Consider the following 15,208-nt stretch of genomic DNA (forward strand, 5'->3'; position numbering starts at 1 on the left):
CACTGGCGCACGCCGGTCGCTACCGCATACGCTGAAGAACGGGAACTACCCAACGCATGTCCTGGCTCAAGAAACTCATGCCGTCCGGCATCCGCACCGACACCGCGAGCGCCAAGCGCCGCAGCGTGCCGGAAGGACTGTGGGAAAAGTGCGACCGCTGCGGCGCGGTGCTGTACCGGCCGGAGCTCGAGGAGAACCTCGAGGTCTGCCCCAAGTGCGGCCACCACATGCCTATCCGCGCCCGCGCCCGGCTTCGCGCGCTGTTCGACGCCGGCAGCACGGCCGAGATCGGTGCCGAGCTCGGCCCGACCGACGTGCTGAAGTTCAAGGACCAGAAGAAGTACTCCGACCGCATCAAGGCCGCGCAGAAGTCCACCGGCGAGCGCGACGCGCTGGTCGCCATGCGCGGCACGCTGAAACAGCGTCCGCTGGTGGCCTGTTCGTTCGACTTCGCCTACATGGGCGGGTCGATGGGTTCGGTGGTCGGCGAGCGCTTCGCCCGGGCGGCGGAAACCGCGCTCGAGCTCGGCTGCCCGCTGGTGTGCTTCACCGCCACCGGCGGCGCGCGCATGCAGGAGAGCCTGTTCTCGCTGATGCAGATGGCCAAGACTTCCGCCGCGCTCGGGCGCCTGCGCGCGGCCGGGCTGCCGTACATCGCGGTGCTCACCCATCCGACCACCGGCGGCGTGTCCGCATCGCTGGCCATGCTGGGCGACATCAACATCGCCGAACCCGAGGCGCTGATCGGTTTTGCCGGCCCCCGCGTCATCGAGCAGACAGTGCGTGAAACGCTGCCGGAAGGTTTCCAGCGCAGCGAGTTCCTGCTCGAACACGGCGCGATCGACCAGATCTGCGATCGCCGCGAAATGCGCGACCGCCTGTCCCACCTGTTGGCGTTGATGATGAAGCAGCCGCAACCCGAGGACGACGCCGAGATCACTGGCTGACCGGCGCAACAGGAGTTTCGATGACACGCAAGTATTTCGGTACCGACGGCATCCGCGGCCGCGTCGGCGAAGGCGCCATTTCCGCCGATTTCGTGCTGCGCCTGGGCAACGCCTACGGCCATGCGCTCACCCGCAACGCCTGGCGCAAGCCGCTGGTGGTGATCGGCAAGGACACCCGGATCTCGAACTACATGTTCGAGGCCGCGCTCGAAGCCGGGCTGGTCGCGGCAGGCGTCGACGTGCAGCTGATGGGCCCGATGCCGACCCCGGCGGTGGCGCACCTCACCCATTCACTGCGGGCCGATGGCGGCATCGTCATCTCGGCCTCGCACAATCCGCATTACGACAACGGGATCAAGTTCTTCTCGGCCGAGGGCGAGAAGCTCGACGACGCCACCGAGCTGGCGATCGAAGAGGCGCTGGAACAGCCGTTCCGCACCGTGCCGTCCGAACAGCTCGGCAAGGCGGTCCGCACCCGCGACGCGATCGGCCGCTATGTCGAGGCGTGCAAGAACTCCGTCCCCCGCGGCTTCGACCTGGGTGGTCTGAAGATCGCGATGGACTGCGCCAACGGCGCGACCTACCAGATCGGCCCGATCGTGCTGCGTGAGCTGGGAGCGCAGGTCGATGCGATCGGCATCGACCCGAACGGGCTGAACATCAACGACGGCGTGGGCTCGACCCATCCGGAGACGCTGGCGGCGCGGGTGCGCGACACCGGCGCGGACCTGGGCATCGCGTTCGACGGCGACGGCGACCGGGTGATGTTCGTCGACGACCAGGGCAACGTCTGCGACGGCGACGACCTGCTTTACCTGCTTGCCCGCGACTGGCGCGAAACCGGACGCCTGCACGGCCCGGTGGTGGGCACGCTGATGACCAACTACGGCCTCGAGCAGGCGTTCGAACAGGCCGGGATCGGCTTCGTCCGAGCCAAGGTCGGCGACCGCCATGTGCACCAGCAACTGGTCGCCCACGGTGGCGTGCTGGGCGGCGAGGCCTCGGGCCACCTGCTGTGCCTGGACCGTGCCAGCACCGGCGATGGCATCGTCAGCGCGTTGCAGGTGCTCGAGGTATTGCACCGCCGCGGCCGCGGGCTGCGCGATGCGCTCTTCGGGCTGGCCAAGGTGCCGCAGCGCACCGTGAACGTACGGTTCGCCAATGGCGCGAAGCCGGCCGAGGCGGAGTCGGTGATGGCGGCCCTGGCCGAGGTGCAGGCGGCGGTGGCGGGGCGTGGCCGCGCATTCCTGCGTCCGTCGGGCACCGAGCCGGTGGTCCGGGTCACCGTCGAGGCCGACGACGCCGAGCTGGTGCAGGTCAACCTCGACCGGCTGGCCGCCGCCGTCCAGGCGGCGGCCGGCTGAGCCCGGCCGCGTACAGCTTCGTCCACCGATAATCCACGTTCCCCGTCCGGCATCGCACGCATGACTTCGTCCCGCATTCCAACCCTCGACATCCGGCGCTTCGAAGGCGACCGCGATGCCTTCGTCGCCGAGCTCGGCGCCTCCTACCGCGAATGGGGCTTCGCCGGCATCCGTGGCCACGGCATTCCCGCTGCGCAGATCGACCGTGCGTACCGGGTGTTCGAGCAGTTTTTCGCGCTGCCCGAGGAGGTCAAGCGCAAGTACCACGTGCGTGGCGGCGGCGGTGCCCGCGGCTACACGCCATTCGGCGTCGAGACGGCCAAGGGCGCGCAACACTACGACCTGAAGGAGTTCTGGCATGTCGGCCGCGAGATCCCGCAGGACTCGCGCTATGCCGATGTCATGCCGCCCAACCTCTGGCCGACGGAAATCCCGGAGTTCCGCGAGGTCGCCTACGGCCTTTACAGCGCACTCGACGAGCTGGGAGCGCGGGTGTTGAGCGCACTGGCGCTGCACATCGGCCTGCCGGCCGACTGGTTCGTCGACAAGACCAATTCCGGCAACTCGATTCTGCGGCCGATCCATTACCCGCCGATCACCACGCCCGAGGTTCCCAACGAGCGCGCCGGCGCGCACGAGGACATCAACCTGATCACCTTGCTGGTCGGCGCCAGCGCCGAGGGGCTGGAGGTGCGTTCGCGCAAGGGCGAGTGGGTGCCGTTCACCGCCGAGGCCGACACCATCGTCGTCAACATCGGTGACATGCTGCAGCGCTTGACCAACCACGTGTACCCGTCGACCACCCACCGCGTGGTCAACCCGCAGGGCGAGAAGGCGCGCCAGCCACGATACTCGACGCCGTTCTTCCTGCATCCCAATCCCGACTTCGTGATCGACGTACTGCCGTCCTGCGTGACCGCGGACAACCCGAGCCGCTACCCGGAGCCGATCACGGCCCAGGGTTATCTGGAAGAGCGGCTCCGCGAGATCAAGCTCAAGTAGTCGCTTCCCCGGCCTTCAGCAGTCCGGCCTCTTCGAACGCCTCGCGCCAGAGCGCCAGCTTCGCGGCGTTGGGCTGCGAAGCGTTGGCCGGGCTGGTCGAGGGCAGGCGCTGCAGCGTCAACCCCCTGGAATCCAGTCGTGGGAGGACCAGCCGGCGAAAGCTGGCCTCCGCCTTCGAGCCGTTGAACAGCACGGTGGCGATGCGGGGGTGCGCTTCCAGGAATGCGGCGAAATCGTTGGGTTGCGCGGTGTCATCGCGGATCGCCGAGTCGAGGCTTCCTTCCCGTTCGCAGCTGGCGAGTACGTCCCACACCGCCAGGCCGGCCCGGGTGATGCGCCTGCAGCGGTCGGGGTAGGGCAGTTCGGGGCCGGCACCGAGCAGCGCCCCCATGAAGGGCCAGAAACGGTTCTGCGGATGGGCGTAGTACTGCCCCGCCTGCAGTGACCGCACTCCCGGCATGCTGCCCAGTACGAGTGCCCGTGCGTCGGGGCGCGCGATCGGTGGAAAGCTTCGTGCGAGGCGGGAGTCGTTCATGGGCATCGGCCGGTGCCGGTGGGCTTCCGTGGTCGGAGTGCTGGGGTAGAATCGCCGCTTTCATCGAAAGGGTGGGCCATGGCTCGTCGCAGGATCGTCGCGGGAAACTGGAAATTGCATGGAGACCGCCGCTTCGCCGGTGAACTGCTCGATGCGATCGCCGTCCAGTCGGCGCCTGCCGGCGTGGAGCGGATCATCCTTCCGCCGATGTCCTACCTTGGCGAGCTGGTGAGCCGTTACGGCGGGCGCGGATTGCAGTTCGGTGCACAGGATGTCAGCGCCAACGACAAGGGTGCGTTCACCGGCGAGGTCTCCGCGGCGATGCTGGTCGACGTGGGTGCACGCTTCTGCCTGGTCGGCCACTCCGAGCGACGCCAGTACCACGGCGAAACGAGCGAGCAGGTCGCGGCCAAGTTCCTCGCGGCGAAGTCCGCCGGTCTGACGCCGGTGTTATGCGTGGGCGAGACCCTGAGCCAGCGCGAGGACGACCAGACCTGGTGGCGGCTGGAGAAGCAGCTGGCGCCATTGCTGGCACAGGGCGTGGAGGTGTTCGACGGCGCCATCGTCGCCTACGAGCCGGTCTGGGCCATCGGGACCGGCAAGACCGCGACGCCCGCGCAGGCGCAGGAAGTCCACGCATTCATCCGTAGCGAAATCGCCGCGCACGATGCTAGAATCGCTGGCTCGCTGCCGATCCTTTATGGCGGCAGCGTGAAGGCCGACAACGCCGCCGAGCTGTTCTCGCAGCCCGATGTCGATGGTGGCCTGGTGGGCGGGGCTTCCCTGGTCGCCGCCGACTTCAACGCCATCGCAGCCGCGGCGGCGTCCTGACCGGTAACGGGCCTGCCCGTCGCCGACTCACCCAAGAGTTTTTCCGATGCTGTTGTTCCTCAACGTCATCTATGTGCTGGTCGCGATCGCCATGGTCGCGCTGATCCTGATGCAGCGCGGCGCGGGTGCGCAGGCCGGCTCGGGTTTCGGCGGTGGCGCCTCGGCGACCGTGTTCGGCGCGCGCGGCGCGTCGAGTTTCCTCAGCAAGGCCACCAAGTGGCTGGCGATCGTGTTCTTCGCCATCAGCCTGTTCATGGCGTGGCACGCGACCGATCGCAACCAGGGGGTCGGCCAGGCGGTGGACCTCGGGGTGATGTCGCAGGTGCCGGTGGCACCGCAGGGCGACGCCGCGGTTCCGGCCGTCCCTGCGCCGGTGGATGCCGAAGTTCCCGCGGCTCCGGCGGTCGAAATGCCGCAGCAGTCGCCTGGGCAATCGCCGGAATCGGCACCGTCCGAACCTGCTGGCGAGTAACGCAACGCGATACAATACGTTCACGACGCCCTGCAAGGATGTATGGCGTCCGGTCACGATGACCGGAAACCGGCTTAACCAGTGATGGGGCGCCGGATCAGGAAGATGGCTGGATCATGTGCCCAGGTGGCGGAATTGGTAGACGCACTACCTTGAGGTGGTAGCGGCTTCGGTCGTGGGGGTTCGAGTCCCCCCTTGGGCACCACTCCAGCATGCACAAATGAACGGCATCGACTGCCGACCGCGGCACCACTGATGCCGCCGAGCCAAGGCCGCGGCAACGCGGCGTAGCCGAGAGAACACACGTGCTGGCCGAATACCTGCCGACCCTGCTGTTCCTGATCGTCGCCAGCGTCATCGGCGTCGCCCTGCTCGTGGTGGGCAACACCCTCGGGCCCAAGCGCCCCTCGCTCGAAAAGCTCTCCCCGTACGAGTGCGGGTTCGAGGCGTTCGAGAGCGCGCGCATGCAGTTCGACGTGCGCTACTACCTCATCGCCATCCAGTTCATCATCTTCGACCTGGAAATCATCTTCATCGTGCCCTGGGCAACCGTGTTCCGTGATCTCGGGATCGTCGGCCTGATCGAAATGGGCATCTTCGCGAGCATGCTGCTGCTCGGGTTCATCTACGTGTGGAAGAAGGGAGCGCTGGAATGGGAGTGAGCGAGACCCGGACTCTGGGCGATCGCGTCTCGGGGCTGATGCACAACCCCGTCCCGGAAGGACGGCTCGACGATATCCTGCGCCCTGGCGCCGACAACCCGCTGCTGCAGCAGGGCTTCGTCACCACCAATCTCGACACCCTGTGGAACTGGGCACGCACCGGCTCGATGTGGCCGATGACGTTCGGCCTGGCGTGCTGCGCGGTCGAGATGATGCACGCCGGCGCCTCGCGCCTGGATCTGGATCGCTACGGCGTGGTGTTCCGTCCGTCGCCGCGCCAGTCGGACGTGATGATCGTCGCCGGTACCCTGGTCAACAAGATGGCCCCGGCGCTGCGCAAGGTCTACGACCAGATGCCCGACCCGAAATGGGTCATCTCGATGGGCAGCTGCGCCAACGGTGGCGGTTACTACCACTACTCGTATTCGGTGGTGCGCGGCTGCGATCGCATCGTCCCGGTCGACGTCTACGTCCCGGGTTGCCCGCCGACGGCCGAAGCGCTGGTGTACGGCATTCTGCAACTGCAGAAGAAGATCCGCCGCGGCACCAATTTCGGCGAGAACAGGCAGGGCATGCGCGGATGAGCACCGAAGGCATGAACGGCGTGAGCTTCCCCGAGCGCCTGCGCGCGCGATTCGCCGATGGCGTGGTGAGCGTGGCCGAACCGCGGGGCGAGGTGACCCTGGACGTTGAACCGGGCAGCTGGCTGGCCGCCGCCCGGGCGCTGCGCGACGAGTTCGGTTTCGAACAACTGGTCGACGTGAGCGGCGTCGACTACCTCGGCTACGGCGCGGACGAGTGGGACACCGAGGTGTCCTCGGAAGGATTTTCGCGTGGTGTCGAGGGCAAGGGACCCGGGCGCTTCGCCTGGGGCGAGTCGCCCAATGGCGCGGCCGATGCGCCCGAGCGCCGGTTCGCCGCCGTCGCCCACCTGCTGTCCTATCAGCACAATGCGCGCGTGCGTCTACGCACGTTCGCGGCCGACGACGACTTGCCGGTGGTGTCGTCGCTGACTTCCGTCTGGCCGGTGGCCGACTGGTTCGAGCGCGAGGCGTTCGACCTGTACGGCATCGTGTTCGAAGGCCATCCGGACCTGCGCCGGATCCTCACCGACTACGGTTTCGTCGGCTATCCGTTCCGCAAGGACTTCCCGCTTATCGGCAACGTCGAGGTCCGTTACGACGCCGAGAAGCAGCGTGTCATCTACGAGCCGGTGTCGATCGAGCCGCGCGTGCTGGTGCCGCGCGTGATTCGTCACGACGCCCGCTACGAGACCGCGGCCGGAGAGTCGATGCAGCGTCGTGAGGTGAAGCCATGAGTCCCCCGGTCGAGAACGCCCGCGTCGAGGCCGGGTCCGTCCAGGTGCCGCCACCGGCCGACGCCATGCCGCTGGTCAACACTTCGGGCCTGCACAGCGCCGAGATCCGCAACTACAGCCTCAACTTCGGCCCGCAGCATCCGGCCGCGCACGGTGTGCTGCGCCTGATTCTGGAAATGGACGGCGAGGTCGTGCAGCGCGCCGACCCGCACATCGGGCTGCTCCACCGTGGCACCGAGAAGCTGGCCGAATCCAAGCCGTTCAACCAGTCGATCGGCTACATGGACCGGCTCGACTACGTGTCGATGATGTGCAACGAGCACGCCTACGTGCGCGCGATCGAGACCCTGATGGGGATCGAGGCGCCCGAGCGTGCGCAGTACATCCGCACGATGTTCGACGAGATCACCCGCATCCTGAACCACCTGATGTGGGTGGGCTCGAACGGCCTCGACCTCGGTGCGATGGCGGTGTTCCTGTACGCCTTCCGCGAGCGCGAAGAGCTGATGGATTGCTACGAGGCGGTCTCCGGCGCGCGCATGCACGCGACCTACTACCGCCCCGGTGGCGTCTACCGCGACCTGCCGGACCGGATGCCGAAGTACCGCGAGTCGCCGTGGCGCAAGGGCAAGGACCTCAAGCGCTTCAACGAGTGGCGCGAAGGTTCCCTGCTGGACTATCTCGACGCCTTCTGCGATGAATTCCCGAACCGCGTCGACGAGTACGAGACGCTGCTGACGGACAACCGCATCTGGAAGCAGCGCACGGTCGGCGTCGGCGTGATCAGCCCCGAACTGGCCAGGGCCTGGGGCATGACCGGCCCGATGATCCGTGGCTCGGGCGTGGTCTGGGACCTGCGCAAGATGCAGCCCTACGCCAAGTATGCGGAGGTCGACTTCGATATCCCGGTGGGCGTCAACGGCGACTGCTACGACCGCTACCTGGTCCGCGTGGCGGAAATGCGCCAGTCCACCCGCATCATCAAGCAGTGCGTGAAGTGGCTGAAGGCCAATCCCGGCCCGGTCATGGTGGACAACTACAAGGTCGCGCCTCCCTCCCGCGAGGGCATGAAGGACGACATGGAAGCGTTGATCCACCACTTCAAGCTGTTCACCGAAGGCTACTGCGTGCCGGCTGGCGAGACCTACTGCGCGGTCGAGGCGCCCAAGGGCGAGTTCGGCTGCTACCTGGTGTCCGACGGCGCCAACAAGCCGTTCCGGGTCAAGTTGCGCGCGCCCGGTTTCGCCCACCTGTCGTCGATGGACACGGTGGTGAAGGGGCACATGCTGGCGGACGTGGTGGCGATGATCGGCACCTACGACGTCGTGTTCGGCGAGATCGACCGCTGATCCCGCCGGGAACGGCGACGATCGGCTGAGGACCTATTGAAGAAATGAAAGCGACCGGAAATTTCGAGGCTTGCCAGCACGTCGACCCGATGGTGGCGCTGTCCGACAAGACCCGTGCCCACATCGACCACTGGCTGGCCAAGTTCCCGCCGGACCGCAAGCGCTCGGCCGTGCTGCAGGGGTTGCATGCGGCGCAGGAACAGAACAACGGCTGGCTGAGCGACGAGCTGATCGCGGCCGTGGCCAAGTACCTGTCGCTGCCGCCGGTGTGGGCGTACGAGGTCGCCAGCTTCTACTCGATGTTCGAGACCGAACAGGTCGGCCGGAACAACGTCGCGTTCTGCACCAACATCAGCTGCTGGCTCAATGGCGGCGAGGACCTCGTCGCGCACGCCGAGAAGAAGCTCGGTTGCAGGCTCGGCGAGTCGACCGCCGACGGGCGTGTCTACCTCAAGCGTGAGGAGGAATGCCTGGCCGCATGCTGTGGCGCGCCGGTGGTTGTGATCAACGGCCACTACCACGAGAAGCTCGACACCGCGAAGGTCGACGAGCTGCTGGACGGGCTGGAGTAGGGCATGGGGCACCACGATTACAGCAAGGGTTACGGCCCGGTAGGCCCGGCGCCGCAGGAGCACAACGTCGTCTACACGACGCTGCACTTCGATACGCCCTGGTCCTACGAGAACTACCTCAAGACCGGTGGCTACAGCGCCTGGCGCAGGATCCTGGACGAGAAGATCGCGCCGGCCGACGTCATCGAGATGGTCAAGCAGTCCGGACTGCGCGGTCGCGGCGGCGCCGGCTTCCCGACCGGGCTGAAGTGGAGCTTCATGCCCAAGGGCAGCGGTACCCAGAAGTACATCCTGTGCAACTCGGACGAATCCGAGCCGGGCACCGCCAAGGACCGCGACATCCTGCGATTCAACCCGCATGCGGTGGTCGAGGGCATGGCGATCGCGTGCTACGCGACCGGTTCGACCGTGGCTTACAACTACCTGCGCGGCGAGTTCCACCATGAGCCGTTCGAGCACTTCGAGCAGGCGCTGAAGGAAGCCTACGACAACGGCTGGCTCGGCAAGGACGTGCTCGGCAGCGGCATCGACGTCGACATCTATGGCGCACTCGGCGCCGGCGCCTACATCTGCGGCGAGGAAACCGCGCTGATGGAGTCGCTGGAAGGCAAGAAGGGGCAGCCGCGCTTCAAGCCGCCGTTCCCGGCCAACTTCGGCCTGTACGGCAAGCCCACCACGGTCAACAACACCGAGACCTACGCCTCGGTGCCCGCCATCGTGCGCAACGGCGCCGAGTGGTTCCTCAATCTCGGCAAGCCCAACAACGGCGGCGCCAAGGTGTTTTCGGTGTCGGGCCACGTGGCGCGTCCCGGCAACTACGAGATCCGCCTCGGCACCTCGTTCGCCGACCTGCTCGAAATGGCGGGCGGGATGCGCAATGGCCGCAGGATCAAGGCGGTGATCCCGGGTGGTTCGTCGATGCCGGTACTTCCCGGCGAAACGATGATGGGCCTGACGATGGACTATGACGCCTTGCAGAAGGCGGGCTCCGGCCTCGGCTCGGGTGCGGTCATCGTGATGGACGACACCACCTGCATGGTGCGCGCGTGCCAGCGCATCGCGCGGTTCTACTTCAAGGAAAGCTGCGGCCAGTGCACCCCGTGCCGCGAGGGCACCGGCTGGATGTACCGCATGGTCAGCCGCATCGCCAACATGCAGGCCACCCTGGACGACCTCGAAATGCTGCGTACCGCCGCCGGCCAGATCGAGGGCCACACCATCTGCGCGTTCGGCGAGGCCGCGGCGTGGCCGATGCAGGGCTTCCTGCGTCATTTCCGCCCCGAGTTCGAGTACGCGATCGTGAACAAGCGGTTCCTCGTCGACGACCAGGCCGCCGGCATCGTGGAGAAGGCCGCGTGAGCGCCCAGCCGACCAATCCGAATGTCCCGCCGGATCATGTGACCATCGAGATCGACGGCGTCGAGATGCACGCGCCGAAGGGCTCGATGATCATCCAGGCCGCCGACAAGGCCGGGATTCCGATCCCGCGTTTCTGCTACCACGACAAACTGTCGGTAGCGGCGAACTGCCGCATGTGCCTGGTCGAGGTCGAGAAGATGCCGAAGCCGGCGCCGGCCTGCGCCACGCCGGTGATGGACGGCATGAAGGTCGTCACGCGCAGCGACAAGGCCCTGAAGTCGCAGCGCAACGTGATGGAGTTCCTGCTGATCAACCATCCGCTCGACTGCCCGATCTGCGACCAGGGCGGCGAGTGCGAACTGCAGGACCTGTCGCTGGGTTACGGCCGCTCGGTCAGCCGTTTCGTCGAGCGCAAGCGCGTGGTGCCCGACGAGGACATCGGGCCGTTGGTGGCGACCGAGATGACCCGCTGCATCCAGTGCACGCGTTGCGTGCGCTTCACCGCGGAAGTCGCCGGCACCTACGAGCTGGGTGGCATGTACCGCGGCGAGAACCTGCAGATCGGCACCTACGACGGCAAGCCGTTGACCACCGAGCTGTCGGGCAACGTGATCGACGTCTGCCCGGTCGGCGCGCTGACCAACAAGCCGTACCAGTTCAAGGCCCGCGCCTGGGAGCTGGTGGCGCGCGAGTCGCTCGGCTACCACGATGCGCTGGGCAGCAACCTGTTCCTGCACGTCCGCCGCGGCCAGGTGCTGCGCACCGTTCCGCGCGACAACGACGCGGTCAACGAGTGCTGGCTGTCGGACCGTGACCGCTATTCCCACCAGGGCCTGTACGCCGAGGATCGCGCTACCGCTCCGATGATCAAGGACGGCGGCGAGTGGCGCGACGCGTCCTGGGACGAGGCGCTCGCCCGCGCGGCGCAGATCCTGCGCGAGAACGGTGCCGACCGGCTCGGCATGCTGGTCCACCCGGCGACTTCCAATGAAGAGGGTGCGCTGCTGGCCCGCCTTGCCGACGCGCTGGGTACGGGCAACCTGGACCACCGCATTTCGCAGCACGATCTATCGGACGCTGCCGTGGCCGGGACCTTCGCCATGCGCGTCGCCGAGATCGATCGCGCCGACGTGATCGTCATCGTCGGCGCCAACCTGCGCCATGAACTGCCGCTGGTGAATGCCCGCGTGCGCAAGGCGTGGAAGAACGGTGCCAGGGTGCACGTGGTCAACCCGGTCGACTTTGACCAGACCTTCGACCTGGCCGGCAAGCAGATCGTCGCGCCGTCGGCCATGGCCGCGGCACTGGGCGACGCCGCGCTGCGCGAGGCGGCGACATCGGCGTCGCATGCGGTCGTCATCGTCGGCGCGCTGGCCGAGAATGGTGTGCATGCGGCCGCCATCCGTGCCGCCGCCGCCGATTTCGCCGGTGCCACCGGTGCGGCCGTGTGCCGCATTCCGCAGGGCGCCAACGCGGTCGGCCTGGCCGACCACGGAGTGCTGCCGACCGGTCGCGACGCCGGGTCGATGCTGGCCGATGCCCGCACCGCCTACGTGCTGTACGGGATTGAGCCGGGTCTGGATTTCGCCGACACCGCGAGTGCCATGAAGGCGCTGGGTGGCGCGCAGGTGGTGGCGTTCAGCCAGTTCGCCTGCCAGTCGACCCGTGCGGTTGCCGACGTGATCCTGCCGATTGGCCTGTTGCCGGAGATCGACGCGACCCTGACCAACCTCGACGGCCGCGAACAGGTGGTCGTCGCCGGCGGCAAGCTGCCGGGCGAGGCGCGCCCGGGCTGGCGCGTCCTGCGTGCGCTGGGTGGCCTGCTCGAAGCGAAGGGCTTCGATTTCGTCGACCTGGCCGGGCTTCGCGCGGGCATCGCCAAGCGCGACGTGAAGGTCGTCGGCGGACGTGCGCCGGATGTGTCGGGTGACGGCGTCGAACTGGCCGTGAGCATGGGCATCTACCGCGGTGATGCGGTGGTCCGCCGCGCCGCCGCGCTGCAGGCCCATCCGCTTAACCGGGCGCCGCGCGCGGTGCTCCACCCGTCCGACGCGGCAGGACTCGGCGTTGCCGACGGCGCTACCGGCAAGTTCACCACCATGCACGGCACTGCGACCCTGCCGGTGGCGACGAGCGGGAAGGTGGCCCCCGGTACGGTCTGGGTCGAAGGCGGACATGGCGCGACCGCGCCGCTCGCCGCCGCGCGCGTGCAGGCGGGGAGGGCATGAGCATGGTGTCGGGCATGATCGACGCGATCCACGACGGTTTCCTGTCCTTCGGCATGCTGGGCGCGGGCGCCTGGATCGTGCTGAAGATCCTGCTGATCGCGATGCCGGTGATCATCGCCGTCGCGTTCTACGTGCTGTGGGAGCGCAAGCTGATCGGCTGGATGCACTCGCGGCATGGGCCGATGTACGTCGGCATGGGCATCCTGCAGACCTTCGCGGACGTCTTCAAACTGCTGTTCAAGGAAGTGATCCAGCCCTCCAGCGCCTCGCCGTTCCTGTACCGGTTGGCGCCGCTGATCGTGCTGGTGCCGTCCTTCGCGGCGTGGGCGGTGGTGCCGTTCGACGCGCAGCTGGTGCTGTCGAACGCGAATGCCGGCCTGCTGTACCTGCTGGCGATGACCTCGCTGGGCGTGTACGGCATCATCCTCGCCGGCTGGGCGTCCAACTCGAAGTACGCCTTCCTCGGTGCGATGCGCGCGGCCGCGCAGATGGTGTCCTACGAGATCGCCATGGGTTTCGCCCTGGTCGGCGTGATGGTGGCCGCCGGCAGCCTGAACCTGAGCGAGATCGTCATGGCCCAGTCGGGCAACGGCGGCTTCCTCGAGTGGTTCTGGATCCCGCTGCTGCCGCTGTTCGTCGTCTACTTCGTGTCCGGCGTGGCCGAGACCAACCGCGCGCCGTTCGACGTGGTCGAGGGCGAGTCGGAGATCGTGGCCGGCCACATGGTCGAGTACTCGGGTGCGTCGTTCGCGCTGTTCTTCCTGGCCGAGTACGCCAACATGATCCTGATCAGCTTCCTGGTCTCGATCTTCTTCCTGGGTGGCTGGCTGAGCCCGTTCCAGGGCCTGGGCATCCCGCTGCTGTCGGTCGACGGCTGGTGGTGGCTGTTCGCCAAGGTGTTCTTCTTCGCCAGCGCCTACGTCTGGTTCCGCGCCACGTTCCCGCGCTACCGCTACGACCAGATCATGCGGCTGGGCTGGAAGGTGTTCATCCCGCTATCGATCGCCTGGATCGTCGTCGTCTCGCTGATGGCGTACTACGACGTGTTCGTGCCGGGCCAATGAGACAGGGATGCAAGGTAAAGGCATGAATCGCATCGTTTCCTACTTCAAGAGCCTGCTGCTGATCGAGCTCGCCCAGGGCATGGGGTTGACCCTCAAGTACCTGTTCAAGCCGAAGTACACGCTGATGTACCCGATGGAGAAGACGCCGCAGTCGCCGCGTTTCCGCGGGGTACATGCGCTGCGCCGCTATCCCAACGGGGAGGAGCGCTGCATCGCGTGCAAGCTGTGCGAGGCGGTATGCCCGGCGCTGGCGATCACCATCGACTCGGACAAGCGCGCCGACGGCAGCCGTCGTACCACGCGCTACGACATCGACCTGTTCAAGTGCATCTTCTGCGGCTTCTGCGAGGAGTCGTGCCCGGTGGATTCGATCGTCGAGACCCACATCCACGAATACCACTTCGACCAGCGCGGACAGAACATCGTCACCAAGCCGCAACTGCTGGCGATCGGCGACCGGCTCGAGGCCGAGATCGCCGAGCGCCGCGCTGCCGACGCGCCCTTCCGCTGAGTGCCCGCCATGGACCTCGCTTTCATCGCCTTCCTCGTCTTCGCCCTGACCGCGGTCGCCGCGGCCATCGGCGTGATCAGCGTCCGCAATCCAGTGCACGCCGCGCTGTCGCTGGTGCTGACGTTCTTCTCCGTGGCCTGCGTCTGGCTGATCGCCGGGGCCGAGTTCCTCGGTGTCGCGCTGATCCTCGTCTACGTCGGCGCGGTCATGGTGCTGCTGCTGTTCGTGGTGATGATGCTCGACATCGACGTCGCCCCGCTGCGCGAGGGCTTCGTGCGCTTCCTACCGGTCGGCCTGCTGGTGGCGGTGGTGATGCTGGTGGAGATGCTCGTGCTGATCGGGGTGAAGGCGCAGATCGCCACGCCGCTCGCCGCCGACCCGTCGGCCGGCGTGTCCAATACCGAGTGGCTCGGACGTGCGCTGTTCACCGATTTCCTCCTGCCGTTCGAAACCGCCGCGGTCATCCTGACAGTGGCGGTGATTGCCGCGGTCATGCTGACCCTGCGCCGTCGCGAAGGCGCCAAGCACCAGAACCCGGGCGAGCAGGCGCGCGTGCGTGCCAGCGACCGCCTGCGGGTGGTGAAGGTCGACGCCGTCCGCCCCGCGCCGCCGCCGCCGCCGCGTTCGCTCGGCGACCAGGCCTCCGACGTCGAGGTGAAGCCATGAACCTGATCGCCATGGGCCTGACCCCGGGCCATTTCCTCGCGCTGGGCGCCGCGCTGTTCTGCATCAGCGTCGCCGGCATCTTCATCAATCGCAAGAACGTGATCGTGCTGCTGATGTGCATCGAGTTGATGCTGCTGGCGGTGAACATCAATTTCGTCGCGTTCTCGCGTCAACTCGGCGACCAGTCCGGCCAGGTGTTCGTGTTCTTCATCCTGACCGTGGCCGCCGCCGAGGCTGCCATTGGCCTGGCGATCCTCGTCACGCTGTTCCGCAACCGGCGCACGATCAACGTCGCCGAAATCGACACGATGAAGGGCTGATCCGATGC

The 15,208-nt window shown here is 67.2% G+C and carries 17 protein-coding genes and 1 tRNA gene; 17 read left to right on the forward strand and 1 reads right to left on the reverse strand.

Annotated features, from left to right (window positions below; all coding sequences use genetic code 11):
* Window positions 1-56: 56 nt before the first annotated feature.
* The 3 genes from accD to U8331_RS06740 are packed head-to-tail and all read left to right on the forward strand — an operon-like array spanning window position 57 to window position 3,313.
* Window positions 57-947, forward strand: coding sequence for an acetyl-CoA carboxylase, carboxyltransferase subunit beta (gene accD, locus U8331_RS06730; protein WP_481132822.1), 891 nt, complete (start codon window positions 57-59; stop codon window positions 945-947).
* 20 nt (window positions 948-967) lie between these two features.
* Complete coding sequence (glmM, locus tag U8331_RS06735) at window positions 968-2,311, forward strand: phosphoglucosamine mutase (protein ID WP_481132823.1); 1,344 nt, start codon at window positions 968-970, stop codon at window positions 2,309-2,311.
* Window positions 2,312-2,371: 60 nt separating this feature from the next.
* Window positions 2,372-3,313 (forward strand): isopenicillin N synthase family dioxygenase, encoded by a 942-nt coding sequence (locus U8331_RS06740; RefSeq protein ID WP_481132824.1) that lies wholly within the window; start codon window positions 2,372-2,374, stop codon window positions 3,311-3,313.
* Here the strand turns inward: U8331_RS06740 and U8331_RS06745 are convergent.
* Window positions 3,306-3,848, reverse strand: a complete 543-nt coding sequence (locus U8331_RS06745) for a DNA-deoxyinosine glycosylase (protein ID WP_481132825.1) — start codon at window positions 3,846-3,848, stop codon at window positions 3,306-3,308. The genes U8331_RS06740 and U8331_RS06745 overlap by 8 nt on opposite strands.
* Window positions 3,849-3,926: 78 nt before the next feature.
* Between U8331_RS06745 and tpiA the strand changes: the two genes are divergently transcribed.
* The 14 genes from tpiA (at window position 3,927) to nuoK (ending at window position 15,200) form a co-directional block, all read left to right on the forward strand.
* Window positions 3,927-4,679 (forward strand): triose-phosphate isomerase, encoded by a 753-nt coding sequence (gene tpiA, locus U8331_RS06750; RefSeq protein WP_481132826.1) that lies wholly within the window; start codon window positions 3,927-3,929, stop codon window positions 4,677-4,679.
* A gap of 46 nt (window positions 4,680-4,725) precedes the next feature.
* A complete protein-coding gene (gene secG, locus U8331_RS06755; protein ID WP_481132827.1) occupies window positions 4,726-5,151 on the forward strand; it encodes a preprotein translocase subunit SecG in 426 nt (141 codons plus the stop codon).
* A 120-nt stretch (window positions 5,152-5,271) separates the two neighbouring features.
* A tRNA-Leu gene (locus U8331_RS06760) sits at window positions 5,272-5,356 on the forward strand.
* Between the two features lie 100 nt (window positions 5,357-5,456).
* A complete protein-coding gene (locus tag U8331_RS06765; protein ID WP_481132828.1) occupies window positions 5,457-5,813 on the forward strand; it encodes an NADH-quinone oxidoreductase subunit A in 357 nt (118 codons plus the stop codon).
* A gap of 38 nt (window positions 5,814-5,851) precedes the next feature.
* Entirely contained in the window at window positions 5,852-6,397 is a 546-nt protein-coding gene (locus tag U8331_RS06770; protein WP_481132907.1) for a NuoB/complex I 20 kDa subunit family protein, read from the forward strand.
* Window positions 6,398-6,408: 11 nt separating this feature from the next.
* Window positions 6,409-7,131, forward strand: coding sequence for an NADH-quinone oxidoreductase subunit C (locus U8331_RS06775; RefSeq protein WP_481132908.1), 723 nt, complete (start codon window positions 6,409-6,411; stop codon window positions 7,129-7,131).
* A gap of 65 nt (window positions 7,132-7,196) precedes the next feature.
* A complete protein-coding gene (locus U8331_RS06780; protein WP_481132909.1) occupies window positions 7,197-8,480 on the forward strand; it encodes an NADH-quinone oxidoreductase subunit D in 1,284 nt (427 codons plus the stop codon).
* A 44-nt stretch (window positions 8,481-8,524) separates the two neighbouring features.
* Window positions 8,525-9,052, forward strand: a complete 528-nt coding sequence (gene nuoE / locus U8331_RS06785) for an NADH-quinone oxidoreductase subunit NuoE (protein ID WP_481132829.1) — start codon at window positions 8,525-8,527, stop codon at window positions 9,050-9,052.
* A gap of 3 nt (window positions 9,053-9,055) precedes the next feature.
* Window positions 9,056-10,411, forward strand: a complete 1,356-nt coding sequence (gene nuoF, locus U8331_RS06790) for an NADH-quinone oxidoreductase subunit NuoF (RefSeq protein ID WP_481132830.1) — start codon at window positions 9,056-9,058, stop codon at window positions 10,409-10,411.
* A complete protein-coding gene (gene nuoG / locus U8331_RS06795; protein WP_481132831.1) occupies window positions 10,408-12,639 on the forward strand; it encodes an NADH-quinone oxidoreductase subunit NuoG in 2,232 nt (743 codons plus the stop codon). The genes nuoF and nuoG overlap by 4 nt, the downstream gene beginning before the upstream one ends.
* A 14-nt stretch (window positions 12,640-12,653) precedes the next feature.
* Window positions 12,654-13,703: an NADH-quinone oxidoreductase subunit NuoH gene (gene nuoH, locus U8331_RS06800; RefSeq protein WP_481132910.1), complete on the forward strand. Its 1,050-nt coding sequence runs from the start codon at window positions 12,654-12,656 to the stop codon at window positions 13,701-13,703.
* Between the two features lie 22 nt (window positions 13,704-13,725).
* Window positions 13,726-14,214 (forward strand): NADH-quinone oxidoreductase subunit NuoI, encoded by a 489-nt coding sequence (nuoI, locus tag U8331_RS06805; RefSeq protein WP_481132832.1) that lies wholly within the window; start codon window positions 13,726-13,728, stop codon window positions 14,212-14,214.
* A 9-nt stretch (window positions 14,215-14,223) separates the two neighbouring features.
* Complete coding sequence (locus U8331_RS06810) at window positions 14,224-14,880, forward strand: NADH-quinone oxidoreductase subunit J (RefSeq protein ID WP_481132833.1); 657 nt, start codon at window positions 14,224-14,226, stop codon at window positions 14,878-14,880.
* Between the two features lie 11 nt (window positions 14,881-14,891).
* Window positions 14,892-15,200 carry an NADH-quinone oxidoreductase subunit NuoK gene (gene nuoK / locus U8331_RS06815; protein ID WP_481132911.1) on the forward strand — a complete coding sequence of 103 codons (309 nt, stop codon included), beginning with the start codon at window positions 14,892-14,894 and terminating at the stop codon, window positions 15,198-15,200.
* Window positions 15,201-15,208: the final 8 nt, after the last annotated feature.

The sequence above is a fragment of the Lysobacter sp. CC-YZS074 genome, assembly GCF_056739745.1.

Coding starts and splice junctions, on each gene's coding strand:
- accD (WP_481132822.1), top strand. CDS start 57: ATGTCCTGGCTCAAGAAACTCATGCCGTCCGGCATCCGCACCGACACC.
- glmM (WP_481132823.1), top strand. CDS start 968: ATGACACGCAAGTATTTCGGTACCGACGGCATCCGCGGCCGCGTCGGC.
- U8331_RS06740 (WP_481132824.1), top strand. CDS start 2,372: ATGACTTCGTCCCGCATTCCAACCCTCGACATCCGGCGCTTCGAAGGC.
- U8331_RS06745 (WP_481132825.1), bottom strand. CDS start 3,848: ATGAACGACTCCCGCCTCGCACGAAGCTTTCCACCGATCGCGCGCCCC.
- tpiA (WP_481132826.1), top strand. CDS start 3,927: ATGGCTCGTCGCAGGATCGTCGCGGGAAACTGGAAATTGCATGGAGAC.
- secG (WP_481132827.1), top strand. CDS start 4,726: ATGCTGTTGTTCCTCAACGTCATCTATGTGCTGGTCGCGATCGCCATG.
- U8331_RS06770 (WP_481132907.1), top strand. CDS start 5,852: ATGCACAACCCCGTCCCGGAAGGACGGCTCGACGATATCCTGCGCCCT.
- U8331_RS06775 (WP_481132908.1), top strand. CDS start 6,409: ATGAACGGCGTGAGCTTCCCCGAGCGCCTGCGCGCGCGATTCGCCGAT.
- U8331_RS06780 (WP_481132909.1), top strand. CDS start 7,197: ATGCCGCTGGTCAACACTTCGGGCCTGCACAGCGCCGAGATCCGCAAC.
- nuoE (WP_481132829.1), top strand. CDS start 8,525: ATGAAAGCGACCGGAAATTTCGAGGCTTGCCAGCACGTCGACCCGATG.
- nuoF (WP_481132830.1), top strand. CDS start 9,056: ATGGGGCACCACGATTACAGCAAGGGTTACGGCCCGGTAGGCCCGGCG.
- nuoH (WP_481132910.1), top strand. CDS start 12,654: ATGATCGACGCGATCCACGACGGTTTCCTGTCCTTCGGCATGCTGGGC.
- nuoI (WP_481132832.1), top strand. CDS start 13,726: ATGAATCGCATCGTTTCCTACTTCAAGAGCCTGCTGCTGATCGAGCTC.
- U8331_RS06810 (WP_481132833.1), top strand. CDS start 14,224: ATGGACCTCGCTTTCATCGCCTTCCTCGTCTTCGCCCTGACCGCGGTC.
- nuoK (WP_481132911.1), top strand. CDS start 14,892: ATGGGCCTGACCCCGGGCCATTTCCTCGCGCTGGGCGCCGCGCTGTTC.